Raw genomic sequence first — 26,382 nt, 5'->3', positions numbered from 1 at the left:
TCCGGTTATCAGGCGTATTTGGTCAGCAAGGCTTTCACTTCCGACATGCGGTCGGCGACCGGCTTGTCACAACTTTCCTCGATAACGTTGGATTCGATGACGCAAGCCAGCATTTCAAAGAAGGCCTTGTCCAGGGCGCGGCGCGCGGCAGTCATCTGCTGCAACACCTGCTCGCATTCGGTATCGCTCTGGATCAGTTTCTGGATGCCGCGAATCTGGCCTTCGACGCGGGCCAGCCGTTTCAGCAATTCGCTTTTGTGTTCGGGTAGAGGGGTCTGCATGGCGGGTACTCACTCGGTATATACCCCCCATGGTATAACCTTTTACGGGAAATGCAATGCTATTGTGACCGTGAAACCATAAAAAAACCGGGGCGATCAGCCCCGGTTTTTTTTACACCATACCCGTCGGTCAGGCGTTCAGCGATTCCGCCGGAATGGTCAGGTAACGCACACCGGCCATCTGTTCGGTGATGCGGTAGACCTGGGTGCTGTAACCCACTTCATTGTCATACCAGACATAGCAGGTCACATGGTTGCCGTTGACGATGGTGGCCTGGGCATCAAACACGCCGGCGGCGCGGGAACCGATGAAGTCAGTGGACACCACTTCGGTGGAGCTGGTGTAGTCGATCTGGCCTTGCAGGTTGGAATGCAGGGCGATCTGGCGCACGTACTCGTTCAGTTCATCGCGCGACACGGCGGTCGGCAGCGTCAGGTTGAGGATGGCCAGCGACACGTTCGGGGTCGGCACGCGCACGGAATTGCCGGTCAGCTTGCCTTGCAGTTCGGGCAACGCCTTGGCCACGGCCTTGGCGGCGCCAGTCTCGGTTATGACCATGTTCAGCACGGCGGAACGACCGCGACGGTCGGCCTTGTGGTAGTTGTCGATCAGGTTCTGGTCGTTGGTGAACGAGTGCACGGTTTCCACATGACCGGAGACAATGCCGTACTTGTCGTTCAGCACCTTCAGCACCGGGGTAATGGCGTTGGTGGTGCAGGACGCGGCGGAAATGATCTTGTCGCTGTCCAGGATGTCCTTGCTGTTGACGCCGTAGACGATGTTCTTGATGGCGCCCTTGGCCGGGGCGGTCAGGATCACGCGGGCAACACCCGGACAGGTCAGGTGACGGCCCAGGCCTTCTTCATCCTTCAGCTTGCCGGTGTTGTCGATGAGGATGGCATTGTTGATGCCATAGGCGGTGTAGTCGACATCTTCCGGCTTCGAGGCGTAGATCACCTTGATGAAGTTGCCGTTGGCGATGATGGCTTCGTTTTCTTCATCCACCGCGATGGTGCCGTCGAAAGAGCCATGCACGGAATCACGACGCAGCAGCGAGGCGCGCTTGGCCAGATCGCCTTCCTGGGTCTTGCGGACGACGATGGCGCGCAGGCGTAGGCCCTGGCCGCTGCCGGTCTGCTCGATGATCAGACGGGCCATGATGCGGCCGATACGACCGAAACCGTACAGCACCACATCGGTGGGATGCTCGGCGGTGTGCAGGCCGATGGCGGGCTTCAGCGCGGCGCGCAGGAATTCCGCCGGGGTCTGGCTCTTGTCGCTGTTCTTGTAGTCCGTGGCCAGCTTGCCCACGTCAACCTGGCAAGAACCGACATCGGTCATGGCGGCCAGCGCCAGGATCATCGGCTCGGTATCGACCACCGAGAGTTCTCCGGCGATCATGCGCACGCGGCGATGCAGCTTCAGGATCTGGATGACCGAACGGTTGACCAGGTTGCGACCGTAGACCTGAACGATGATGTTGCGCTCGCGGTACAGCTTGCCGATCACCGGAATCAGGGTTTCGGCGATCGCTTCGCGGTTCTTCCAACGACCAAAGTGACCTTCGCGCAGGGTTTGAATATCGGCATCGCTCACGGCTTCATCCTCACGGGCTGTTTGACAGAAAAAGTGGCGCGTATTCTAGCCCTTTTTGCGCAGGCTGTCAGGTTTCCGCAAGGTCTGGCGGAAAAAGACAAGACAGCCTCATTTCTGGAAACGGGCCTTCCAGTCGTTGTAGGGCATGCCGTAAACCATTTCGCGAACGGCCTCGTAATCCAGTTCCAGCCCCTTTTCATCGGCCGCGGCCTTGTACCATTTCGACAGGCAGTTGCGGCAGAAACCGGCCAGATTCATCAGGTCGATGTTCTGGACTTCGGTATGTTCGCGCAGGTGTTGCAGCAGATGACGGAAGGCGGCGGCTTCCAGTTCGGTGCGGGTGGCTTGATCGAGGTCCTGCATGAGGGTCTCCGGCAATGATGGATTGACTTGAAAAATGGAAGCTGGCCCCCGTTGGCGGGGGATCGGCGTTTAGCGCTGGATCAGCTTGCGCCGCCACAACGGCCATTGTGGCTGCTCGGCGTCACGGCGGGCGAACAGCTCGTTCATCAGGCTGTAAATGCGGTTGGCCACTTGCTCGCGCACCTGCCATTGCACCTCGGTTTCCTCCGCCCTCGCCTGCAACGGCGACAGGCTGATGCGCTCGCCGAAAGCGAAATAGAAACGTTCCGGGCGCGGCAACGGCGTTCCCGCCAGACCGGTCGCCAGCGGTGCGAAGGCGTCGCCGCCACGCAGGTAACGGTCGGTAATGCCGCTGCGGCGCAACAGCCGCCCTACCCGCGAGGCGTTGAAATCATTAGCGTCGTAACGGATGCGGTAGGTATCGTCCGCGCCGACGGCGGCAAAGGGAATGATGTCGTAGCCGTGTTCCAGCGCCATGCGCGCAAAGCCGGTGCGGTTCTTCCAGACCAGCCGGTATTCCTCGCCCTTGTTCTTCATCACTTCACGGCCCCCGCCGGGGTAGACCAGGATATGCTCGCCGGCCGCCATCAGCGCGCTGCAATTCTCCGGCGTACCCGCCACCACTCCGTTTTCCACCAGCATGCGCCGCCAGCCCGGCACCTTGAAATGGATATGATCGCCCAGCGAACGCAGGAAAATGCCTTTCTTTTCATACAGGCCCAGCAACATCAGCGGACCGTCCAGCGTGCCGTACAGGGTGTGGTTGCCGACATACAGCGCCGGCCGCGCGGGGTCCAGATTCTCCAGCCCGAAAAATCGGGGCGCGAACCAGCGGTTCATCAAGGCCAGGCGGGACCGAACCTGTGACAGGGGCGGCGGGGTGAACGGCACAACGGCATTGGCCATGACGTCAGGATCTCTTCGGACAGATATGCCGTAATTGTTACCCATATCCTGTCAGACAAGCCAAGCCTTTTAAGCGTCTTTTACGTTACAATTCCCCACCCTTTTACGGACTGTGATCTTCCCCATGAGCGAACACACCCCGAACAAGCTGAAAAGTCTGAAAACCGGCGGCTTTGAACGGCGCTGGTCACTGGCCAAGGCCAGCCTGGTCGCCGGCACCCGCCTGGCCACCGCCAGCGCCGCCAGCATGTTCAGTTCGGAGGAAGAAAAAGGTCTGCGCCGCAAGCGCGCCATGGCCGAACAGGCCGAATACCTGGTGCGGGAAATGGGCAAGCTCAAGGGCAGCATCGTCAAGATCGGCCAGATGATGGCCCTCTACGGCGAACACTTCCTGCCCCCGGAAGTCACCCGCGCCCTGCACCAGCTGAACGACAACACCGTTGCCCTGCATTGGGACGTCATCGAGCAGTACCTGATGACCGAACTGGGCGAAAAGCGTTACGGCGAACTGATCATCGACCCCGAGCCGCTGGGCGCCGCCTCGCTGGCGCAGGTGCACCGCGCCGTCCGCAAGTCTGACGGCACTGAACTCGTGTTGAAGATCCAGTATCCGGGTGTCGCCGACGCCATCGACTCCGACCTCAGCCTGGTTGCGCAGATGATGCGCCTGGCGCGCGTGGTGCCGCAGACCCGCGAGTTCGAGGAGTGGCTGGAAGAAGTGCGGCTGATGATGCACCGCGAGGTCAACTACCCGCAGGAAATGGAAACCACCCGCCTTTTCCACGAACACCTCAAGGGCGACAAGCGCTACATCGTGCCGCACATCTACCCGGATTACAGCACCGAGAAAGTCATCGCCATGTCCTATGAACATGGCGTGCCGATCAACAGCAACGCCATCATGACGCTGTCCCAGGAACGCCGGAACCGGCTGGCGGAAGCCTCGCTGGAAATCTGCTGCCGTGAAGTCTTTGAATGGGGCGAAATGCAGACCGACCCCAACTTCGGCAACTACCTGGTACGGTTGGGCGACGGCACCGACACTAACCCGGACCAGATCGTGCTGCTTGACTTCGGCGCGGTCCGCGACTTCCCGGACGATCTGCTGAACCTGGCGCGCGGTCTCACCCGCGCCGCGTTCTTCCGCAATATGGACGGCATGCTGGACGTGATGCAATCGCACCCCTTCTTCCTCAGCATTCCGGTTGATGTCCGCCGGGGACTAGCCGAACTGTTCTTCCTGGCGGTAGAGCCCTTCTCCGACATGACGGACGTTCCGGCGGAGGCGCTGACCGCCGACGGCCGTTACATCTGGGCCAAGGCGAACCTGCACAACCGGGTCATGGCCAAGGCCGCCCGCTCCGCCGCCACCCGCCATTTCACCGTGCCGCCCAAGGAGCTGATGTTCATCAGCCGCAAATTCGTGGGGGCTTACACCTTCATGACGGTCATCGATGCGCAGATCCACAGCCGCCCGATGCTGGAACACTATCTGCAGACGGCCTGATCCAGGCCTATTCCCAACAAAAACCCCGGCTGCATGCCGGGGTTTTTGTTAGTGGCCGCCATGCGGGAACTCAGGCGGTGATCAGTTCCTTCAGCTCGGCTGTCTTGGCGGCCAGCAATGTCTTGTCGCCGCGCGATTCCACATTCAGACGCACCACCGGCTCGGTATTGGAACTGCGCAGGTTGAAACGCCACTGCGCGAATTCCATGGTCAGCCCGTCCAGGGTGCTGATGGTAACGGCCGAGCCTTCATAAAAAGCCCGGACGCGCTGCAAGGCCTCCGCCGCGCTCTTGATGGTGAAATTGATTTCGCCGCTGCACGGAAACTCGCGCATGCAGCTTTCCACCACTTGCGAGAACTTCGCGCCGGATTCGGACAATTGTTCCAGCATCAGCAGCCAGGGAATCATGCCGCTGTCGCAATAGAAGAAGTCGCGGAAATAATGGTGCGCCGACATCTCGCCGCCATAAACCGCATCCTGCTCGCGCATCTTGTCCTTGATGAAGGAGTGACCGCATTTGGAGATCACCGGCTTCCCGCCGAAGGCTTCCACAAGTTGCACCGTATTCCAGGTCAAGCGCGGATCGTAAATCACCGTTGAACCCGGCGCCTTCTTCAGCAACTGCTCGGCCAGCAATCCCACCAGATAATAACCCTCGATGAATTGCCCGGTTTCATCAAAGAAAAAGCAACGGTCAAAATCACCGTCCCAGGCCAAGCCCAGATCGGCGCCATGCTCAATCACTGCGCGGGCGGTGAATTGCTGCTGCTCGATCAGCATGGGATTGGGCACATCATTCGGAAACGTGCCATCCGGCTCGTGGCACAGGCGGGTGACCCGGATCGGCAAATGCGCGGCCAAGGCATCGAATACCGGCCCGGCGCACCCGTTACCGGCGTTAACTACCAGATGCAGTGGCTTGATGGCGGCGGGATTGATCATCCCCAGCAACAGGCTGACATAAGGCTGCAGAACGCTTTCCTGCCGGTGCAGGTCGGGGTTAACGGCAAGGGTGCTGGCCGGACCGGCCAGCAAACGACGGGTTTCCTGCTCGATCTCCGTCAGCCCGGAATCGCTGCTGATCGGCCGCGCCCCGGAACGCACCATCTTCAAGCCGTTGTAATCGGAAGGATTATGGCTGGCGGTCACCATGATGCCGCCGCCCATCCCGGCCTGCCCGGCGGCGTAATAAACCATCTCGGTGCCGCAAAGACCGATATCCACCGTACGGCAACCCTCGGCATTCAATCCGGCAATTAACGCGCAGGCAAAGGCGTCGCTGGTTTCGCGGATATCCCGCCCGACCGCCACCGCCCCTTCAGGCTTGATGACGCGGGCATAGGCGCGGCCGATTTCCTGCACCGTGCGCTCATTCAACTGGTCCGGCACGCGGCCGCGCACATCATAGGCCTTGAAGGCGGACAGTTTGGCTTCAGCATTCATGTTGGAGTTCCTTGTCAGACGGTTTCACCACGGCCAATGCCGAAATAGCGGAAACCCAGCTCTTTCAGATAATCAGGGTTGTAGATATTGCGGCCATCAAAAATGACCGGGTTGATCAGGGCCGCCTTGACCCTGTCGAAGTCGGGGTTCCAGAACTCCTCCCAGGCCGTCACCACCACCAGCGCATCCGCATCCTGCACGGCGGCGACCGCGGTTGGCGCAATCACCAGCAATGGCTGGCCGGCATACTGACGACTCAGCGCCTGTCCGGCCATGGGATCATAGACCACGGTCGTGCATCCCTGCGCCCACAGCGCCGTCAGCAGGGGATGCACCACGGAATTATCCAGGCTGGCCGTTCCCGGTTTGAACGCGGCCCCCCAGATCGCAACGACCCGGCCGCTCAGCCGTCCCCGGAAGAAGCGCCACAATTTCCGGAAGAGCACTTCGCGTTGGGAGTCATTGATCGCCATGACCGTGCCGATCAGTCCGGGCGAGTTCAGGTGCAGCTTTACGGTTTCCAGGTAATTGGTCAGTTCATGGGTCAGGCTGGGACCGCCAAAGCCGCAGCCGGGCTGGAGGTAGTCGCTGCCAATCCGGGGATCGGCCGCCAGCCCTTCCCTGACCTGTTCGATGTCCACATCCAGGCGGGCCGCCAGGGCCGCCATTTCATTGATGAAACTGACCCGCATCGCCAGCATGGCCGTCACGCCCAGCTTGATCAGTTCAGCCGCCGGATGACTGACCAACATAAGATGCTCCGCCTTGCGGGCGAAGGGGCGCAACAGCTCCAGCACCAGACGCATCGCCGCCGACTCACGCGGGCCGCTCAGCAGCAAGTTGGCCGGGCGGTAAAAATCCGCCAGCGCCGAACCTTCGCGGATGAACAAGGGCATGCCGATCACCGTCGCGCCATGCCCGCCGGGAGACGCCGACGCCATCCGGTCAATATCGGACTGCAGGCTGTCCAGAGTGCCAACCGGCAACGACGCCATGACCAGCAATACCGAAGGCGCCGTCAACAGCGGCACGATATGCGAGGCAATTCGCCGCAGCTGGTCCGGATCTCCCACTGAAGCCAGAATATGAACGCCGGCTTCGCGGGCGTCATCCAGGGGGCGGCCGCACTGCAAGCGGCCGGCGTGACGCTGTTTGTCCAGCAACAACTCCAGGCCGGGCTCCCGCTCGGGAAAATGACTGTTCGCGGCGGCATCCATGGCGACAGCATTGCCCGTCTCAGCCAGCGCCCCGGCGGCAACCCAGGCGTACAGGCTGTCACCGTGTACAAACACTTTCATGGCCCGACTCCATCGCCTGTTATCCGCGAAATCTCCGCCAGCAGTTGCTGCGTGGAAGCATCCGTATCCGCCGCCGGCCGCCCCTGGAGCGCCTCGACCATATCCATGGCAATTTTTTTACCCAGCTCCACGCCCCATTGGTCAAACGGGTTAATGTCCCACAACACCGACATCACGAAGACCTTGTGCTCGTACAAGGCGATCAGCATGCCGAAGGTATGGGGATTCAACTCGTCCAGCAGAATGGTGGTTGACGGCTGGTTGCCGCGATAGCGCTTGAACCCCGGCGTATCGGGCCGGATATCCGCCGTACTGTTCCCCAGCATCAGCACGCGGGTTTGCGCCAGGCAATTGGCCAGTGCCAGCTGGTGCTGTTGCTGCAAGCCCTTGTGCGCCTCGCCATCATGATGGGTCAGGCCATAGCGGCGGACGGGCGCAATAAAGTCCGAAGAGACCATTTGCGTCCCTTGGTGCAATAATTGATAAAAGGCATGTTGCGCATTCGACCCCACCTCCCCCCACAAAACAGGGCAGGTATGATAATCAATCGGCTGACCGCCCGTATCCACCGACTTGCCGTTGCTTTCCATTTCCAGCTGCGCCAGATACGACGGGAAATACTTTAACCGGCCGTCATACGGCAGGACGGCATGCGCCCGGATATCCAGAAAGGTGGCATTCCAGACCCCGACCAGCCCCAACAGCACCGGCAGGTTGGATTCCAGCGGCTGTTGGCGGAAGTGATTATCCACAAAATGCGCGCCCGCCAGCATCGAGCGGAAATGGGTCATGCCGATCTTCAGGGCAATCGGCAAGCCAATCGCTGACCACAGCGAAAACCGGCCGCCGACCCAGTCCCAGAAGCGGATCTGGTTGCAATCCGGTATCCCCCAGGCCGTCATCCGGTCCGGGCGCGTCGAGACGCCGATGAAGTGCAGCGGGATGACCATGTCGGCATCCGGAGCGGCATTCAGCATCCACTGCAACGCCGTATTGGCGTTCGCCATGGTATCGATGGTGGTAAACGATTTGGACGAAATGATGAACAGCGTCGTTTCAGGCCGCAGCGTGTGCAGCAGATCCGCCAGCTGCGTGCCGTCGATGCTGCTGACGAAGTGAATGCGCAAGCCTTCGGCTTCGGATGGCGCGAATTCCCCTAACGCCTGAGACGCCATGAACGGCCCCAGATCGGAACCGCCAACGCCGATGTTAACGACATCCTGGATCGCCCTGCCGGAAAAGCCGCGCCATTGCCGGGAGTGGATGCGCTCCACCACGGAGGCGACCCGGGAAAGACTTTCGTGAACCTCATCCACCACCGGCGCACCGTCCACCCGCAGCTCCGCACCAAGCGGCAGGCGCAAAGCCGTATGCAAGGCCGGGCGCCCTTCCGTCGGATTGACCACTCCGCCGCTGAGCATATCCCTGATCTTGCCCGGCAGACCCGCCTTCTCCGCCAGCAGCAACAGCGACTTCAAGGCCTCTGCATCCAGCCTCTGCTTGGAAAAATCCAGACAAAGCGGCCCCGCCCGGAACAACATCCGGCGCGCGCGTTCGGGGTCCGCCGCGATTCGGCCCAAGGGCTCGACCGTCAACCGTCGGGCGATTTCCTCAAGGCGCTTCCATTCCGGCAGATCCGATCGGGAGGTTGCGGTTGACATGCGACGTTCCGTCTTAAAGTGAGTGAATCCAGGCGCTGAAGTCCTGACCAACCTCGGCATCCCTCAGGCCCAGCATCACGTTCGCCTTGAGATAGCCCAGCTTGCTGCCGCAATCATAGCGCACGCCCTTGAAGCGGTGCGGCACAAAGCGCACACGGTCCAGAATGGCGGCAATGCCATCCGTCAACTGGATTTCGCCACCCGCGCCGGGCTTCACCTGGGCCAATGCCTCAAAGACAGCCGCAGGCAATACATATCTTCCCACAACCGCCAGCGTGCTGGGCGCATCGGCCGGCGCAGGCTTTTCCACCATGGCGGAAATACGGTCGTCAGCATCCAGTGAAACCACACCGTACTTGTCGGCACTGGCGCGTGGCACCTCCTCCACCGCCAGTGAACAGGCGCCGGTTTGCGCATAAATGGCAACCATGTCCGCCAAACAACCGGCATCGACATCGTCAATGAAGTCATCAGGCAACATTACGGCAAAAGGACGGTCGCCAACCACGCTCCGGGCGCACAACACCGCATGTCCCAGGCCCAATGCCTGTCGCTGGCGCACAACCGTAACGGTCATGCCTTCGGGCAAGGTTTCCCGCACCAGTTTCAACGTAGCGTGTTTGCCCCGGGACTCCAGCATCTGTTCCAGCGCAAAGTTTTCATCAAAATGATCTTCGATCGCCCGCTTGGCGGCATTGGTCACCAAAACGATTTCCTTGATGCCGGCCCGAGAGGCCTCCTCAACCGCCAACTGGATCAAGGGCTTGTCCAGCACGGGCAACATTTCCTTGGGAACCGACTTGGTTGCCGGCAGAAAACGTGTACCCAGCCCCGCCACGGGGATAACCACCACTTTTACACCCATACCCCCACCCCAATCTGAGCCAAACAAGTGAAACTTCCTTTTCGGCATACCGACGACAAGTTCTTATGATTAAAAAAAACCATCTGGAACTCAAAGGGAGCACGCAACAAAAAAAGCATCAGGACTCACAACCTCACAACCCTCCAAAGCTTTATCTCTTCTTTGGAGGGATGGAATCGTGTTGTACCTGCTCCAAGCCGTTGGCGAAGACTAAGAGCCGTAGACGCTATGGATGTCGCCATACAACTCGATTGATATAATCAACATAGCTTAAAACAACACGAACAACTTGTGCAGAAACAGGCCCACCAAGATAATCATCCACAACAGGAATTCTTCTTGGAGAAACTGAGTGCTGGGATGTAACCACTCCAACGGCTTCAAGCACTCGCTCTTTTTTCAGGCCACTCATTATCAGTGTACCTTCATCCATACCCTCAGGACGCTCATGGGCGTTTCGAAGAGTTATAGCTGGCAGGTTAAGAAGTGATGCCTCCTCCGTAATTGTCCCACTATCTGACAATACACAAAAAGCAGATTTTTGAAGCCTTATATAGTCCAATAGACCAAAGGGCTTAACAAAGCTGATCAGCGGATTGTCTAACGCGCGACCAAGATCTTCTAATCTCTTGCGTGTTCTCGGATGCGTTGAAACAATGACTGGAATACCATAAGACTCAGCTAAAGCATTAAGGGTGTCGAGCAAGTCGCCTAGATTCTGAGGAGAGTCAACATTCTCTTCCCGATGCGTACTGACAATAAAATACTTTCCGTGTGTCAGACCCAGTCGCTCCAGAATATTTGAGGCGTCAATCTTGGGACCGTAGTACTCCAGAACCTCAGCCATATGAGATCCTGTCTTGATGATTGTTTCAGGCCTAATTCCCTCTGCAATCAAGTACCTGCGGGCATGCTCAGTCAAAACCAGATTGATATCACTGAGATGATCCAAAACCTTGCGATTCAACTCCTCAGGTACGCGCTGATCAAAGCACCTATTACCAGCTTCCATGTGGAAAACTGGGATTTTTCTGCGTTTCGCCGCTATCACTGCCAGACAGGTATTGGTATCACCATATAACAGTAATGCATCTGGCTTTACCTCTTCGAGCAAGTCATCAACCTTAGATATAATGTCAGAGATGGCCTTCGCAGCAGTATCCCCGCCAGCCCCAAGGAAAAAATCCGGCTTTCGGATCTCCAAATCATCAAAGAAAACCTGATTAAGCTCATAATCGTAATTTTGCCCAGAGTGAACCAATATATGGTTTACATACCTGTCCATCTCGGCAATTACACGGCTCATCTTAATTAACTCAGGACGAGTCCCCACCAAAGTCATGACCTTAAGCATTTAACTCACCCCTTACATACTCGAGCTTCAGCAACAACTCTTTGATCCCCTCCACACTTAACCGCTGCGTATTGTGAGAAGTATAATCATCGAGATCGGATATTTTTTGCTCGCCCTCGACAAAGTACTTGCGATAATTAAGATCGCGATTATCAGCAGGTATCCGATAATAACGACCCATATCCTCTGCCTTTGCCATTTCCTCACGGGAAACTAATGATTCATACAACTTTTCCCCATGACGAGTGCCAATGATATTGACAGGATTATTCGCGTTGAAAAGTTGCTTTAAGGCTACAGCAAGATCCTCTACTGTCGAAGCAGGTGCCTTTTGAATAAAGATATCACCCTGCTGACCATGTTCGAAGGCATGGAGAACAAGATCTACGGAGTCCTCTAGAGACATCAGGAAGCGAGTCATGTTCGGATCAGTGACTGACAAGGGTTCCCCATTCTTCAATTGTGATATAAACAATGGGATAACAGATCCACGGGAGGCCATGACATTCCCGTATCGAGTAGCGCAGATCACCGTCCTTCCATTTGGTATAGCGCGGGACTTTGCAACTACCAGCTTCTCCGCCATCGCCTTTGATATACCCATGGCATTAATCGGATAAACTGCCTTATCTGTACTAAGAACAACTACCCGTTTAACTCCATTTGCGATAGCAGCATTCAAAACATTCTCAGTGCCAATCACGTTGGTCTTAACCGCTTCCATAGGATAGAATTCACAGGAAGGTACCTGCTTCAATGCTGCGGCATGAAAAACGCAGTCGACACCAACCATGGCTTGAGCAACACTGTCATAGTCCCTTACGTCACCAATGTAAAACTTGACCTTGTCATTCGCGAGGGCGATCCGCATATCCTCCTGTTTCTTTTCGTCTCGACTAAAGACTCGAATTTCCTTAACAGGGGAATCCAAAAATCGCTTCAATACAGTATTCCCAAATGAGCCCGTGCCCCCGGTAATCATCAATACCGCATTATCAAACATGATCAGTTCTCCTTATCTGTACTGATGCATACGACGAATCAGTTCACTCCACTCGGGAGCAACATAGCCAGTAGCCGCACGAAACCTTTCGGAATTCAGCGATCTATCAATCGAAACCATACCGTCAGGAGCGATATCAATAACCTTGCCATATTGCTTAGCCACAAGAGAAAGCAAGGTAAATTTATCAATCGGGGCGGCAGAAACATGATACAAACCACACAAATCCTTATTAGGCATCACATAGTCCTTTATTACTCTTGCCAACTCAACCGTCGGCAACCCGGAAAAAATAGCGCGGGTATATCCCTTAACTGGCTTGTCCTGAGACAAAAACCAATCGATCAAAGCCACATTAGAGTTGAGTTCATGACCGATAATCGATGTGCGAAGAGTGATAGCATGGCTTTCATCATGAAGCTCACCCATGAATTTGGATTTGCCATACAGATCTTCAGCATCAGAAATGTCACTCTCTGTGTATAGCCCTTTCCGGCCGGTAAAAACACAATCTGTACTTATATGCACCAAGCGAGCGCCTAACAACTTGCAAAGTCCGGCCAAACGATGAGGCAACAATGTATTCAGAGGCAGAGCCACCAATGGATTTTTTGCATCTGACAATTGTTTGATCAAACCAACACAGTTGATCACCACATCCGGCTTAACTCGTCCCAGAAGGCTTATAAGCACATCGCCATCAAGAACATCCACGTTACTTATCAAACGGTCCTGACAGTCCTTGGGAAAGGATCCGCGACCAACAGCTCCCCTTAAAGTTCCCCAGGTATCATAGGCATCATCACGATTAAAAACGTTGAAGACAGCACTACCCAGCATTCCCGTTACACCCAAAACCAAAACCTTCATGACAAGTTTCTCCCTTCATCAAGCCCAACTTTAAATAACTCAACAAGTTTTTCAACCTGTTGTTTCATATCAAAATTATTTTCAAAGTAGCGATGCCCAGCTGCCCCCATCGCATCGCGCTCCTCGTCACTCATCGCATAGAAGGCTCGAATACTCCTCACGAAAGCTTCAGGATCATCTGCCGGGGCAACCAAGCCGCCACCCGACTCGACAATAACCCTGGCTCCCTCACCATTCAGCGCCCCCAGTATAGGCCTTCTGGATGCCAGATATGCTTGCACCTTGCTTGGAACAGTCAAGTCCAAGACCGGATCACTCTTCAAAGTCACCAACAAACCCTTCGCACCATCATAAAAACGGGACATTACACCAATCGGATACCTTCCAGCCAGAATCACGTTATTCAAGTTATACTTCCGCGCTTCCGATTGAACCCACTCAGACATACTCCCGCTACCAACCAACACAAAGCAAATTTCAGGCAAATCAATCAATTTCCTAGCTGCAGCAATAATGACGCCAACCGCTTGCGCATGACCAATGTTACCCGCGAAAACCAGACAAAACCTTTCCCTAAGCACACGCTCAATATCATCCGGCAATGCCGCATTCGTTTCACTGGCCATTGATAGCGGATCGATTGAATTAGGATAGTATGAAACTTTATTCAAACTCGCATACTTGGCAACTTGAGACTCAAATGCCTTGGACTGGACCAAAATCATATCTGCAAAGAAATAAATAGCCCTAACCATTAAGCCAACAAGCCAAAGGGCAACCCTATTTTTAATAAATCCGGTAGCAGATAGACTTTCCGGCCAAAGATCCTGAACCCATACAACCAAAGATGAATTACACTTGTACTTCAATGGAATTGCCGGAATTACGGCAGTAATTGGAGATGTAGCAAACACAAATATAAAGTCATATTCTTTGCCCCGAGCAAAACCAGGGAAATACCTTAATCCGGAAACTACGAATGACAAATAATTCAGCAAAAGATCCTTCGCTCTACCACTGAAACGTGGCCGCAACGGCGCTCGATATACATTAACTTTACCAGCGTATACCTCATTAAGGACGCCGGACGACTGATAACCTTCAAATATTTTACCAGCCGGATAGTTAGGCTTTCCGGTAAAAACATCAACCTGAGCCCCCTGATCCGCCAAGTGGATGGCCAATTGGTTAATGATGAAGGTTTCAGGCCAAAAATATTGGCTAACTATCAAGATCTTCATACTTCATCCTTCTGAAGGCTTGGCACAGGACATTTCCAAGGCATGCTTGTACATTTCACTGTAACGACGACCAACCGGCGCAACATCAAACCCGCGTCGCACAAACTCCAAGGCCCGTGATCGCCGCTCAAGAATATCCGACTCTGTCCAAGACACAATCTGCGCAAGCACTTTAGCCAGTGAAGCCGGATTTGTGTCAACCAAAACACCACCGCCTTTTTCAATATCATCAATTCCAGAAGCGAGCGTTGTGATCACGGGGGTGCTGCAAGACATAGCCTCCAAAGCCGCCATGCTTATTCCTTCAGAATGCGAAGGAGCAACAAGGGCGATTGCTTTACCAAGTATCTCGTACTTGCGATTGCCAAAAACCGGACCTATAAACCGAATAAAATCTTCAAGCCCCAACTCTTTCACCAGGCTCTTTAGCTGTAAAACATATTGCTCACTCTCTTCCGGACCAATCAAGAGCACAGGGATTCTTTCATGAACAGACAACAAGCCCATGGCCTCCACAATTAGTTCCACTCCCTTTACAGGGTGCAACCTCCCCAGAAATGCCAAAAACCTTTCAGGCAAATCCTGAGTATCACCTAATGCCGAATGCGCGGACACAACTCCATTCACATCGACACCGTTCGGAGCTACATAAAAAGGCATACTCCCAAAAAAGGGTCTTGCATTCTTAGCCTCAATCTCTGACAAAACATGAACAAGTCCGTGTCTACCCAAAGCCGGCGAAACCACAAGTGACCAATACAAGCTCTTCTTAAGCTTTTTAAGAAATCCACCCTGCTCCCACACCCATCCGCCCAACATGTTATGAGGCGTAATAATCACTGGTTTTTCATATTCAGCGGCAAGCCTCAAAGCCTTCCACTGGGGATACATCCAAAGACCATGAATGTGCACCACATCATTATTTGGAATTTCCTCTCGCAAAACATCCTCAAGGTCAGGGGAGTAACGCCATCCGCCCAGAACACCCGACGAATTTGGACACAAACGCACTCTTACCTCATCAGATACTGGAACCGCGCGACTTCCGACCGCAACAACCACGAATGATGCACCAGGCAACCCGGCCCCAAGCTTTGTCATCTGCAAGACCGCCGTTGTCATACCGGCGTTTTCAGGAGAAAAATCCTCAGTTACATGCAAAATCTTCATGCCGCACCTCCATTCGTATGCATTATCCCTTTTCTTACAGGCTTGGCTCGCCCAAACAGAGCATAGAGCGCAAACAGCAAAAACACAGAAAGACTAATCTCTTTGAGGTACAGCAACAATACCCCACCTGCAAACAAGACCTTCATCATCCATAACGCCAGTGATGGTGCAATCGCATAAGCCCAACTCGACCTGGCGAACACAACATGAGTAATAAACTTAGCCAAAAACTGCAAAAAGAGACCCAATACAAATGCGCCTAGCACCATCATTGTTGTTCCACCAATGGCATAGAGGGCTCCAAATTGAGTTAGACCAAACTGCGTATTAACATCTTCACCACTATAAAGAACGTTATTAAACAATTGTCCCAACGTCTCGTCAAAGACAGCAGTAATCGGAAAACTTTGGTATTGACTTATCAGATTACTTGCCAAAAAATTATCAACACCATTGATTCTATTTAGGAGGCTAACCATACCGCCATCCTTTTCATCAATAACAACACTGGCATTAATAGCACTCTGCACAGCCATCGAAACATCTTCTCCACGCAACAACGCATATCTATAATCATTGACATATTTATAAAGCACTAGCCCCATGACAACAGCGACTCCACCAAAGATATAAATCCGCAGATTTACATCCCTTGAATAATACCTCTTATGAAACCCGAAAAAGTAAAAAAGAACCACCATTTGGAACATCAAAGCCTGTTTATAACCAACCCAAACATCCGAAATCACTAACAATAGCACGGCCAATATCGCACCAAATTTTCTACCATTATGATCAACACTCATAACATGAAAAACATAAATATTCACCAACGCAACAAGAAAGAACCCAACAACGAAAGCAAGTATTCCATTGACAAACGGCAGGGGAATTTCCACAGGTTTTAAGCCTGGTTTGGCCACGTCAAAGTATATTTGAAGAAAGAACTTCAACCCTACAACAAGCAGCAACAAAACCAACGCCCAATTCCCCATCGGTGCATTAACTACCTTTCTACTTGCTTTAAAGCTTATAACGGGCAGCATCATTCCAAACAACAGAGCAATAAGGCCCGGAGCGACACCAAGAAAGGCCAAAGCATAATCCTCAGGATCCACTAAAGGCAAAAAAGAAACAGCCCTAATCCATGATGCATCTGGGTTGTACAGAAAAAAGGCCATCTTTGCCACATACCCAAGCCAAAAATACAGGGCTATCGTCGAAAAAACTATCCCGAACAGATCATCATCACGACAAAACCATAAGCCCAGTCTATTCACAATCAGCAATACAGCAGAAACAAGAACTACAGCCAAGCCAATATCAAGCCTTACACCGCCGGCAAAAACGACAGCGACGGATGAAACAGCCATAATAACAACACCCATTAACCACAAAAACCTAATGACACCATCCATAAGTCAACGCGCCTCCCACTCAAAAAGAAATGGCATTCAGAACATCTTGTGTTCTGGCCCCACATGCCATTAATTTCGCACGTCTGGCAGCCGCCAACTCGGCGATCCCACCAGAAAGCGCTGCCTCAAAAAAGTCTGAAACGTCTTTAACACTCAGCGATAAAGGCTCAGCCAAATAATCTTCACCCAAATCGCACGCCATAAAAAACTCACTAATCTTGACTGCATAAATAACCTGCATTACCGGAACACCAACCATCATCGCCAAGATTCCAGTATGCATGCGACTCGTCAGTATGGCGTCGAAACCACGAAGGCCAGAGATATAATCATCAAGATTCTTACCATTATAAACAACCAATGATGAGCGTAACCCTTTCTGTGATAACCTTATCTGCAAATCATCCGCAACACTCAGGTCACCATCATGGTCATCAGAGCAAACAACAAGCAGGCCAACCTCCAGGCCCTCATTTCTTGTCTTCAGATCTGACAACGCTTCAATAATAACCTCATCGACCGCTGCACCATTTCGCCTTCCTACAACATTTGCATTCAGGCTCACCCCAATCTTCGTGGTTTTCTTCTTCTTGAAGTCATTCTGGACCGGATCAAATGTTAATGCCAAGTCATTAGCAACCTTAAATAAAACATTAGGTGAAATTTCCCTAATAACGTTAGCCGACTCGGCATCCCTGACAACAATCTCATCAAACAAACCAAGAAGACGTCCGCACCAACGCGCATCAAAAGACGATCTGATTGGGCCAATTGAGACACCTATGGCAATCAGTCGGACTTTGGGTCGCAAAATTTTTACAAAAAGCATTAAAACATAAGCCATAAAAAATGGCTGAATTGTAAAGATTGAACCGGCGCAAAACAGAACAACCCTGGAACGGAGCGCATAAATAAAAATCTGCAGCCAAACAACCCGTGCAAACCATGCCCGGTTCTCGAATGCATGCAGAGTCAATCCTTCCAGCATTGGAGGAACATGGCGGTAATCGCCAGCCACAAAGACATCCTTTACTCCGCGCCCCTTCAAAAAACGGCATCCCAAGCGAAGAAAAAGATCATCCCCCAGATTCCTGCGGCCATGATAGCCAACCAGCGTCGCCCTGCACATCACTACACACCCTGCACAAAAAACAACCCATGGCGTAAAACATGCATGTAGTCACGCCACCCCTTTAGGCCGCGAAGTATACCAACAATTCACCGCCAGCCCGCGACACTACCGTAACAATTCACAACCCGAATGACACGAATGCCAAAGCCACACTCAATCGGCCCTTTAGGAATCATATTCATCGCATGACCGATCCTGACATGTCATCACATGTCAGCCAAGCCTTGCCCATGCACCAGCGGATCCAACATGGTGCTTGTCCAAGCTTCTATGCCAAGGATCACTCAGTCCCTCGACCACATCTGCTTCATTATTCTTGCACTACAAGGCTGGTCACCCATAGAATTGCCGCTCTGTGTAGCGCTGGACAAGCGTACCGGCATGACAGATCGAGAGAGATAGCATTATTACTCAGGAGTTATATATGGACATTCGTCCTGTTATTTTGTGCGGCGGATCAGGCACCAGACTTTGGCCTCTCTCCAGAGAGCAACATCCCAAACAGCTCCTGTCGTTGATCTCTGAACACTCTCTCCTTCAATCCACCCTGCTTAGGTCCGAGGACGCTCTTACAGGCAACCCCATTGTTGTCTGTAACGCCGATCATCGCTTCATGATTGCAGAACAACTCCGCCAAGTTGGCCACACCAACTCGACCATCATTCTTGAACCTTCCGGTCGCAATACAGCCCCCGCTCTTGCTCTTGCCGTTTTTGAGGCTCGAAGAAACGCTCCGGATGCCGTGTTGGTTGTTATGCCATCTGACCATGTTGTTACTGACACGAATGCATTCAAGGCTGCCCTTGAGAATGCAGTCAATATCGCAAAGCAGGGCTATATTGCAACCTTCGGGGTGCCACCGGTTACTCCAGAAACAGGATACGGTTATATCAGACGGGGCAATCAAGTTAAGAGCGCCGAGGCTTTCCTTGTTGATAGCTTTGTGGAAAAGCCGAATCTGGAAACTGCCCGGCTTTATTTGTCATCGAATGAATATTACTGGAACTCTGGTATATTTGTCGCTCTGGCGAGCGTTTTTGAGGCTGAACTTAAAAAATTCGCACTCGACAATGTTTTTTCAGCCTGCTTTTCAGCAATGGAGAAATCACATATAGATATTGACTTCATTCGTCCGGACAGTATGGAATTTCTTGCATCTGACAACATTTCTATTGACTATGCCGTGATGGAGAAAACTGACAAGGCTGTCGTGATCCCATTGGATGCAGGCTGGTCAGATATCGGTTCGTTCCAATCCTTGTGGAGTACCCTTGAGCATGACGCCAACGGCAATCACATTAAAGGGGATGTGGTACTCAAGGACAGCACTAATTGTTATGTTCATTCATCTAATCGTCTTGTTGCAACACTTGGCGTTTCAAATCTAGCAATTATTGAAACCAATGATGCAATCTTAGTTATAAACCAGGATAGAACTCAGGAAGTGAAGGACATTGTTAATATCCTTAAGTCCTCTGGTCGCCCTGAAGCCTTAACTCATCACAAAGTTTATCGACCATGGGGTTATTACGAAACAATCGACCATGGAAATCGTTATCAGGTAAAGCGTATTGGTGTTCTTCCAGGCGCCAGTTTATCATTACAAATGCACTACCATCGCGCCGAGCACTGGATTGTTGTTTCCGGTACCGCTGAAGTAACATGCGACGAAAATGTATTTCTTGTTTCTGAAAATGAATCGACTTACATTCCGCTGGGTAAACGTCATCGACTACATAACCCCGGCAAAATTACGCTGGAGATGATTGAAGTTCAATCTGGAAACTATTTGGGTGAGGACGATATTGTCCGATTTAACGACAATTATGGCCGCGCATAAATGCTGATTAATCGCTTCTTTAAGTCAGCAGCCTTCATGGCTATATTCTATGCTGGCCTCTCTGGCGCCTTATCACTTTTAGTTACCTTCATATGCGCCCGGATCATGGGCGCATATGACTATTCATGGATTGTATTGGGCATCGCTATTGGCAGTATTATAATCCCCATAATAAATCTTGGCTCCGACAGAACCCTGATTCGCGATTTGACTTATCTTAAATCCGACACTGATCGTTCTATTTTTATTACGAAAAACACCTCTTTTCGCCTGATGACATTTTTGTCAATTTCCTTACTATCATCAATTATAATTTATTACATCATTGACTCCCCACTTCCATTTAAATTTTCTCTATGGTGTATTATTCTTTGGACACTTTTACAGGGCTGCTATCCATTTTCGCTGTTTGATTTTGTTGGAATGACAAATCTTCAAAACCGGCTTACTGTATTCGAACGCCTTACTGCCGTTATCATTGTCACAGTATTAGCCATATCACTTTTTAACTCACAACTACTGTTAGTAATATCAATTACACTACTCATCACTCGTCTTATTTCGATTATATCCCAATACAAAGCCTGGAATTCCCTCAATAAAAGCATTTCATTCCAGAGCAGTCAACTATTTTCCAAAATCGACCTTTCATCTGTAAATATTCGAATCACCTTAATCCAATTCTCAAGCGGACTTATACTTTATGCAAATCAAATATTTCTTAAATCAAGCAATCAATTGTCTAGCTTAGCTGCGTATGGGCTTATTTGCCAAGTACTTAATATTGTTTTAGTTTTTCAAGGCCAATCTTTGCGCTTATTCAGCCGCCAAATATCTGAATCATGCCGTCACCCCTCTCCAAACACATTAAGACTCCTTCTTAGACATCTCCTAGCTATGTTATTTATCTCTATTGCATTTTCGATGGCTTCCTGGATTTTGATACAGATTATTTCACATTTCTTATCAACCAAAAACTTCAGCGATATTACACTTCTTGCCACACCGATGTGCTTGTGGGCTGCACTTACTGGCATTGGACTAGTTTCAAGTCAGTACTTAATTGGCATGCGATTTGATACAGCATACTCCAGAATAAACATCATTGGAGGCTTTGTTTCATTAGTGTCAGGCTTCTATTTAGTACCGACTCATGGTGCAATAATGGCGGCATATCTATTGCTCACTATTCATGGCACGATGATAATGGCACAACTTTTCTTTGTTTTTTTTGCTTTAAATCAACATCTGAATAACAATATTGAAAGCAGCCAAAAGGGTTCTCCAAATGATTAAGGTACTTACCACCAAAATCAAACAGTGGCGCGGAATATTTCCATCTCGGGCACATTCTTGTATTATTGATCACACTGCAACTTTTGCATCCATCAATAACTTGCATTTAGGGAAATGGATCTTTATTGGCCCTAAATCATTTATTGACTGCAAAGGAAAGGTAATAATTGACGATGGCGCAATCCTATCTTCATGGGTTGTTATCTTGTCTTCAAGTCATAATTATTCCTCCAAAATAAGTGTTCCATACGGTGGCGATGATATTCTTGGAACTGTCAGACTGGGTAAAGGATGTTGGATAGGCTTTGGAGCTATGATTTTGCCTGGGGTTACCATTGGCGATGGGGCGATTGTGGGCGCAGGTGCTGTTGTCACAAGAGATGTACCTCCAGGTACAATTGTTGGAGGGAACCCTGCTGTGATTATTAAAGAGCGCAGTAGCAATGATTGGAAATCACTCGTGCAGAATGAAAATTATCGAATCAAGCTGAAACTGGAGCAATCATGAAGGTGCTTTTTTTCTTTGATACCCCTCCCTTCCCCCCCAGAAATGGCGTGACCATCCCTAGTTCAGCTTTTATTGAATTGCTGATGCAAAAGCACGACGTTGATTTTGTTTTTCTTAAAGACATCAACGATGAGTCAGAGAATGGTTTTTTTAATGACACCAGAAAGCAGTACCCTGGCAAATTTTTCACGATTCAAAGATCTCGAAAGGGATCTCTGGCACGAATGCTACAGGAACTCACCCTATCCTCTCCATCTTTTCTTTCTTGGAACTATTTAAACCCCACGGAAATTTCTGACATCCCCTTTGATCTATATGATGTTTTTTTCACCACGCCAATCAGCGCACTTGATATCCCCCTAAAACACCAAAAGGCGCACCAAAAAACCATTGCCGCAATTAGTGATTGTTACACCTCTGTACTTGCAAGCAGTGCAACTAAACTCTCGATGCCATGGAAAATACTGCAATCACTGCGTGTAATATTAATGTCACGAATTGAATCGTCACTTCTGCTTAAATGTTCTTGTGTAATTGTACAAACCCAAAAGGATATCAACTGGCTGTCACGGATCGGTGGTAACCGCCTATCTCAGAAAGCAGTTGCCATGTCTAATGGAGTTAACGATAGGCTCATCAACACCCCAACCGTCTTGTCCACAACCTCAAAAACTGTATTGTTTGTCGCTAATTTTAGTGATCCTCTATATCGTAATAATCTAGACTGGTTCTATTCCAATGTTTGGCCTAAGGTTATAAGTACACATCAGCAAGCCATATTAAGGATTGCCGGCAAGGGCCTCGAACTCTCACCTCTTCTTGTTGAAAAGCTAGCTAAGGACACTACTGTTCATATTTCAGGTTTTGTTCCTGACATTATTGATGTCTACAAAGATACATCCTTGGTCGTTGCCCCCATTTTCAAAAATTATGGATTTATCAATAAGGTCGGCGAAGCATTTTCACTGGGCCTCACAGTCGTTGGGGACGCTTCGGCTTTTAATGGTCTTGAAGACTCCCTTGAGACAGGCATTGGGTTTCAAGCAGATAGCCCCACCGAATTTTCATCTACTATCAATAGCCTTCTATCATCTCCTGAAAAGCTGACAGAACTGTCCTCAAAAACCAAACAATATGCCATAGCAAAATTGAGCTGGCAAAGCCGACTTGCACCTCTTGAGAGGCTGTTGACGCAATGACTTTTTTTGATTGAGGTAATTCATGCCTTCTTTTTTACGCTTTATATCGAATTGCATTATCGTATCCGGCCTTATTATGGAGCCAGCTGTAGCACATTCAATTTCAATCGACATACAAGATTCCACACAATTCTTAGATGCACTCTCTCGTGCCGAGGCAAGTGGCAACTCAACCAAGATGGTTCTTCGAAATTCCATAAAACTTGACCAATCCATTACCATCCCCAACAATGTGGCGCTGATTGCATTAAAGCGATCATCTATTTATATCTCTTCACAAAAATCCATGATCCTCTATGGCAGCATGCCTCTTTCCAACACTCCTGTCTTTTCAGGCCCAGGGACTGTAATATTCAAGAACAACTCAACCACAACAATAAGTCCAATTTGGTTTTTTGTTCCAAACGGAAATCCTGATGACGACAATCATTTTCAGGCATTTCTTGACAGCGTAAGTGAAAGCGGGCTAACCGGAGTAATCCCTCCCCGGTTCACCGCCATTATCAAAAACAATTTATTCTTATACGGAAGCGGCTCAATTTCCTGCTCCAAAAACAATAACTCGCCCTCCATGATTGTTATCGATGCTAATTTTAACACCAATTCGCCGAGTTCCCCTTACTGGATTAATCTGGGAATCAATAGACGACTAGGAGTTGAATCTACATGGCATGGGTCAATTACAGGATGTCATTTTATTTCTAAACCGTACTCACAGTTCAATTATGCCCTTTTCATACATTCGGCTAATGGCTTTTCAATTCGTCACAATGTTTTTGACTGGCGTAATCTTCACGACAATACAATACCCATGGCGAGTATTGAGGGCTTTAATGATTCCAAATGGCTTGTTACGCCTGGTGTGCGTTCAAATGGCACAATATCAAACAATAAAATATTCCATAACCAAGACAATATTGGTGGTGAAGGATTTGGCATCAACACCGCACATAACATTGAATTTTCAAACAATCTAGTTCATGGAGTTGGTGACGATCCTATTGGCGCACATGGTGTTGATGGCTTAACCATTAAAAATAATGTATTGTTTACAACAGATGGCCGGATACTGTATGACAACTCAAACAATGTAGTCATTAAAAATAACTACATTGAACGTATAGCCGGTGGACGCTCGAAAAAATACTACAGTGGTGGAGGCTATATCTGGGGTGGCATCGATGATGGCCTTAGCTCATACCCAACTCCCACAAATATATTGATTGATCAGAACACCATTAAAATCCCTGCCGAAATTTCCTCCAGTACTTATGCTATAAGATTAATTGGAAACAGGAACGCCACTGTCATCAACAACGTCATTATTAACAATTCGCCTAATCAAAAAACCCTGTGCATTTCAGCTGAGGCACAATTGTACCCCAAGTGGGAAGATCCTACCGGACAAGATAGCGACCATATCGCTCGCCCACGAAACATCCTGATTCAGGGTAACAATTGTAGAGGCAACTTCCCTATGTCAATCGGACACTCGGGCAATGTCAGTGATTTGATTGGCCCTTTTGCTTTCATCAGGAATAAAGCAAAGAGCTATCAGATATTTGCACCAAACAGTAAAAATGACCCCATTATTCCCCCAAAAAAAGAGCGATCATTGAACCGGCCATAGGATTTGATTGTGTTTTTTAAGGCGAGCGGCAAGTTCCGAGTAATCAACATCCTGAACTGGAGTGTTCGCTTCAACGGCTATGGACGCGGCAGCACCGGCTGCTTGCCCCATAATCATATAGCTTGGCTCAACTCTTATTGATGTATAAGCGGCATGCGAAGCCGATATACATACCGGCACCAAAAGATTATCCATTTCATCTTTTTGGGGAGTAATTACTCGATACGAAATCGGGTATTGTTGACCGATTGATGTATTGTTATTAGCCTCAATATTAACATATCCTCCAATCACTACCCGATTTGTTACATGTGAGTCGAAATAGAAAGAGCCAACTCCAATCGAGTCATGAACAGTAAGCCCTCCTTGTATATCATTTTGACTCATGACATAGCTACCAATCATCCGGCGACCTTCCCTGATATACAAATGATGCGGCCAACCGTTTGTATCAATAAATTCATCTTTGCACAGGCCTGTTGAAGCAACCTCATTTCGAATGTAATCAGGAATACGGGGGCTTGTTTTTAGAAAATAAAGTAGTGACTTCATATATCTCTTTATTTCCTGATCGATCTCCGCCCTTTTTTCATAACTTCCATTTGCATAGCTTTCCCCAAGCCCGACATAATCAGTTGAAAATGCTCCAGCACTATTCAAGTCGAATTTTCCATTTGGCAACGGAGCATAGATCAGATAATAATCCATAGGTACTTTTAGCAATGACGCCGGGATAATTCCCTGGCTCACTCGATCAGCTCTGGATTTAACTACTAACTCAGACAAGCGGGCCAGTATTTCAAACTCGCTTTCATCATAATTATCCGGCTTGGTAAATGGGACGGCATTGTCAGGATTTTTCGTTACACAAAGCCTGAAATTGTACGCCATCACACTCTTATCTTCGGATCCAACGGGGTTCAATTTCGTGGAAAATACATGAGGAAGAATTCCACTGGCAGGCTTCCCTGGAGTCCTATAGGGGTCAACTTTCTGACCAATCATTAAATGAGAAATACCAACACCATTAAGGGTTTCATTATATTGGGAATTGCTTTCCCTCCCTACCGTATAACTCACCCCTGTCTTGGCCATCAAATCTCCTTCATAACTTGCATCCACAAAGACAGCTGCCTGATACTCACTGCCATTACTTGTTATAATGGATTTTATGTGATTTTGACTAAAGGCCACCGACTGCAGACGTGAGCCTGTTACAACTTTTATCGCGCATGCATTCAGCATATCTTCAAATGCTTTCTTGGCAACATGGGGCTCATAAGCAGCACCATCTAAAGAGCCAGGTGTTGATCCGTATATTTTTTTTACTTGATCAAAGTATTCCTTAGCCAAACCGCCAATCGATTTTCTTTGGCCAATGTCGGCGACACCAATTCCACTAGCGGACATCCCCCCAATCCACATGGTTGGTTCTATAACAACTACCGTCTTTCCGTTTCTAACACCCTCAATTGCCGCAGCTATGCCGGCCGGAGTAGCGCCATAAATTAATATATCAGACTGTATTACTCCTCTCGTAAGATCAACCGAAAGCTCATTTTCCCGGCCTGACATACACGCTGTAGCAGGAGTCCAAACTGCTGACCCGGATGTAGACCCGGATGTAGACCCGGATGTAGACCCGGATGTAGAACCGGATGTAGAACCGGATGTAGAACCGGATGTAGAACCGGATGTAGAACCGGATGTAGAACCGGATGTAGAACCGGATGTAGAACCGGATGTAGAACCGGATGTAGAACCGGATGTAGAACCGGATGTAGAACCGGATGTAGAAC

The 26,382-nt window shown here is 50.2% G+C and carries 23 protein-coding genes; 6 read left to right on the top strand and 17 right to left on the bottom strand.

All coding sequences use genetic code 11. From position 1 onward, the window contains the following. Window positions 1-8 precede the first annotated feature (8 nt). The 4 genes from EV700_RS06185 to EV700_RS06170 all read right to left on the bottom strand — a co-directional run bounded on the left by EV700_RS06185 (window position 9) and on the right by EV700_RS06170 (window position 3,147). Window positions 9-281: a metal-sensing transcriptional repressor gene (locus EV700_RS06185; RefSeq protein WP_130411850.1), complete on the bottom strand. Its 273-nt coding sequence runs from the start codon at window positions 279-281 to the stop codon at window positions 9-11. Window positions 282-411: 130 nt separating this feature from the next. Beyond that, window positions 412-1,878 carry a glyceraldehyde-3-phosphate dehydrogenase gene (locus tag EV700_RS06180; RefSeq protein ID WP_130411848.1) on the bottom strand — a complete coding sequence of 489 codons (1,467 nt, stop codon included), beginning with the start codon at window positions 1,876-1,878 and terminating at the stop codon, window positions 412-414. 108 nt (window positions 1,879-1,986) lie between these two features. Continuing rightward, a complete protein-coding gene (locus EV700_RS06175) occupies window positions 1,987-2,241 on the bottom strand; it encodes a DUF1244 domain-containing protein (RefSeq protein ID WP_130411846.1) in 255 nt (84 codons plus the stop codon). 69 nt (window positions 2,242-2,310) lie between these two features. Beyond that, window positions 2,311-3,147, bottom strand: coding sequence for a lysophospholipid acyltransferase family protein (locus tag EV700_RS06170; RefSeq protein WP_130411844.1), 837 nt, complete (start codon window positions 3,145-3,147; stop codon window positions 2,311-2,313). A 124-nt stretch (window positions 3,148-3,271) separates the two neighbouring features. On the opposite strand from EV700_RS06170, the gene EV700_RS06165 reads away from it, so the two are divergent. Further along, window positions 3,272-4,654, top strand: a complete 1,383-nt coding sequence (locus tag EV700_RS06165) for an ABC1 kinase family protein (RefSeq protein WP_130411842.1) — start codon at window positions 3,272-3,274, stop codon at window positions 4,652-4,654. Window positions 4,655-4,724: 70 nt separating this feature from the next. Here the strand turns inward: EV700_RS06165 and EV700_RS06160 are convergent, their stop codons facing one another. From EV700_RS06160 to EV700_RS06110, 11 genes are all read right to left on the bottom strand, one after another. Further along, window positions 4,725-6,098, bottom strand: a complete 1,374-nt coding sequence (locus EV700_RS06160; RefSeq protein ID WP_130411840.1) for a phosphohexomutase domain-containing protein — start codon at window positions 6,096-6,098, stop codon at window positions 4,725-4,727. A 14-nt stretch (window positions 6,099-6,112) separates the two neighbouring features. Then, entirely contained in the window at window positions 6,113-7,396 is a 1,284-nt protein-coding gene (locus tag EV700_RS06155; RefSeq protein WP_130411838.1) for a nucleotide sugar dehydrogenase, read from the bottom strand. Continuing rightward, complete coding sequence (pgi, locus tag EV700_RS06150; RefSeq protein WP_130411836.1) at window positions 7,393-9,057, bottom strand: glucose-6-phosphate isomerase; 1,665 nt, start codon at window positions 9,055-9,057, stop codon at window positions 7,393-7,395. The genes EV700_RS06155 and pgi overlap by 4 nt, the downstream gene beginning before the upstream one ends. Window positions 9,058-9,070: 13 nt before the next feature. Next, a complete protein-coding gene (locus EV700_RS06145; protein WP_130411834.1) occupies window positions 9,071-9,922 on the bottom strand; it encodes a UTP--glucose-1-phosphate uridylyltransferase in 852 nt (283 codons plus the stop codon). A gap of 226 nt (window positions 9,923-10,148) precedes the next feature. Then, complete coding sequence (gene wecB, locus EV700_RS06140; protein ID WP_130411832.1) at window positions 10,149-11,276, bottom strand: non-hydrolyzing UDP-N-acetylglucosamine 2-epimerase; 1,128 nt, start codon at window positions 11,274-11,276, stop codon at window positions 10,149-10,151. Next, entirely contained in the window at window positions 11,269-12,279 is a 1,011-nt protein-coding gene (locus EV700_RS06135) for a polysaccharide biosynthesis protein (protein ID WP_130411830.1), read from the bottom strand. The genes wecB and EV700_RS06135 overlap by 8 nt, the downstream gene beginning before the upstream one ends. 12 nt (window positions 12,280-12,291) lie before the next feature. Further along, a complete protein-coding gene (locus EV700_RS06130) occupies window positions 12,292-13,149 on the bottom strand; it encodes a dTDP-4-dehydrorhamnose reductase family protein (RefSeq protein ID WP_130411828.1) in 858 nt (285 codons plus the stop codon). Beyond that, on the bottom strand, window positions 13,146-14,390 hold the full coding sequence (locus EV700_RS06125; protein WP_130411826.1) for a glycosyltransferase family 4 protein: 1,245 nt from the start codon (window positions 14,388-14,390) through the stop codon (window positions 13,146-13,148). The genes EV700_RS06130 and EV700_RS06125 overlap by 4 nt, the downstream gene beginning before the upstream one ends. Before the next feature lie 3 nt (window positions 14,391-14,393). After that, on the bottom strand, window positions 14,394-15,560 hold the full coding sequence (locus EV700_RS06120; protein WP_130411824.1) for a glycosyltransferase: 1,167 nt from the start codon (window positions 15,558-15,560) through the stop codon (window positions 14,394-14,396). After that, entirely contained in the window at window positions 15,557-16,978 is a 1,422-nt protein-coding gene (locus tag EV700_RS06115) for a hypothetical protein (RefSeq protein WP_130411822.1), read from the bottom strand. Before EV700_RS06115 ends, EV700_RS06120 begins: the two co-directional genes overlap by 4 nt. Window positions 16,979-16,997: 19 nt before the next feature. Further along, complete coding sequence (locus tag EV700_RS06110; protein WP_130411820.1) at window positions 16,998-18,107, bottom strand: polysaccharide pyruvyl transferase family protein; 1,110 nt, start codon at window positions 18,105-18,107, stop codon at window positions 16,998-17,000. A 427-nt stretch (window positions 18,108-18,534) separates the two neighbouring features. Between EV700_RS06110 and EV700_RS06105 the strand changes: the two genes are divergently transcribed. The 5 genes from EV700_RS06105 to EV700_RS06085 are packed head-to-tail and all read left to right on the top strand — an operon-like array spanning window position 18,535 to window position 24,583. Then, entirely contained in the window at window positions 18,535-19,950 is a 1,416-nt protein-coding gene (locus EV700_RS06105) for a mannose-1-phosphate guanylyltransferase/mannose-6-phosphate isomerase (RefSeq protein WP_130411818.1), read from the top strand. A gap of 36 nt (window positions 19,951-19,986) precedes the next feature. Continuing rightward, window positions 19,987-21,246, top strand: coding sequence for a lipopolysaccharide biosynthesis protein (locus tag EV700_RS06100; protein WP_130411816.1), 1,260 nt, complete (start codon window positions 19,987-19,989; stop codon window positions 21,244-21,246). Beyond that, complete coding sequence (locus EV700_RS17195) at window positions 21,239-21,754, top strand: acyltransferase (RefSeq protein WP_130411814.1); 516 nt, start codon at window positions 21,239-21,241, stop codon at window positions 21,752-21,754. Before EV700_RS06100 ends, EV700_RS17195 begins: the two co-directional genes overlap by 8 nt. Further along, window positions 21,751-22,953, top strand: coding sequence for a glycosyltransferase family 4 protein (locus EV700_RS06090; RefSeq protein ID WP_130411811.1), 1,203 nt, complete (start codon window positions 21,751-21,753; stop codon window positions 22,951-22,953). Before EV700_RS17195 ends, EV700_RS06090 begins: the two co-directional genes overlap by 4 nt. A gap of 22 nt (window positions 22,954-22,975) precedes the next feature. Further along, entirely contained in the window at window positions 22,976-24,583 is a 1,608-nt protein-coding gene (locus EV700_RS06085; RefSeq protein WP_130411809.1) for a right-handed parallel beta-helix repeat-containing protein, read from the top strand. Here EV700_RS06085 and EV700_RS06080 read toward each other — a convergent pair. Next, complete coding sequence (locus EV700_RS06080; protein ID WP_130411807.1) at window positions 24,566-26,158, bottom strand: FAD-dependent oxidoreductase; 1,593 nt, start codon at window positions 26,156-26,158, stop codon at window positions 24,566-24,568. The genes EV700_RS06085 and EV700_RS06080 overlap by 18 nt on opposite strands. Next, on the bottom strand, window positions 26,139-26,382 hold a 244-nt coding region (locus tag EV700_RS16800; RefSeq protein WP_207224594.1), incomplete at its 5' end, for a hypothetical protein. The genes EV700_RS06080 and EV700_RS16800, both read right to left, overlap by 20 nt.

Source organism: Fluviicoccus keumensis (assembly GCF_004217445.1).
Lineage (GTDB): Bacteria > Pseudomonadota > Gammaproteobacteria > Pseudomonadales > Moraxellaceae > Fluviicoccus > Fluviicoccus keumensis.
The sequence above is the reverse complement of the archived record's forward strand: the minus strand, read 5'-3'. Positions and strand labels throughout refer to the sequence as shown.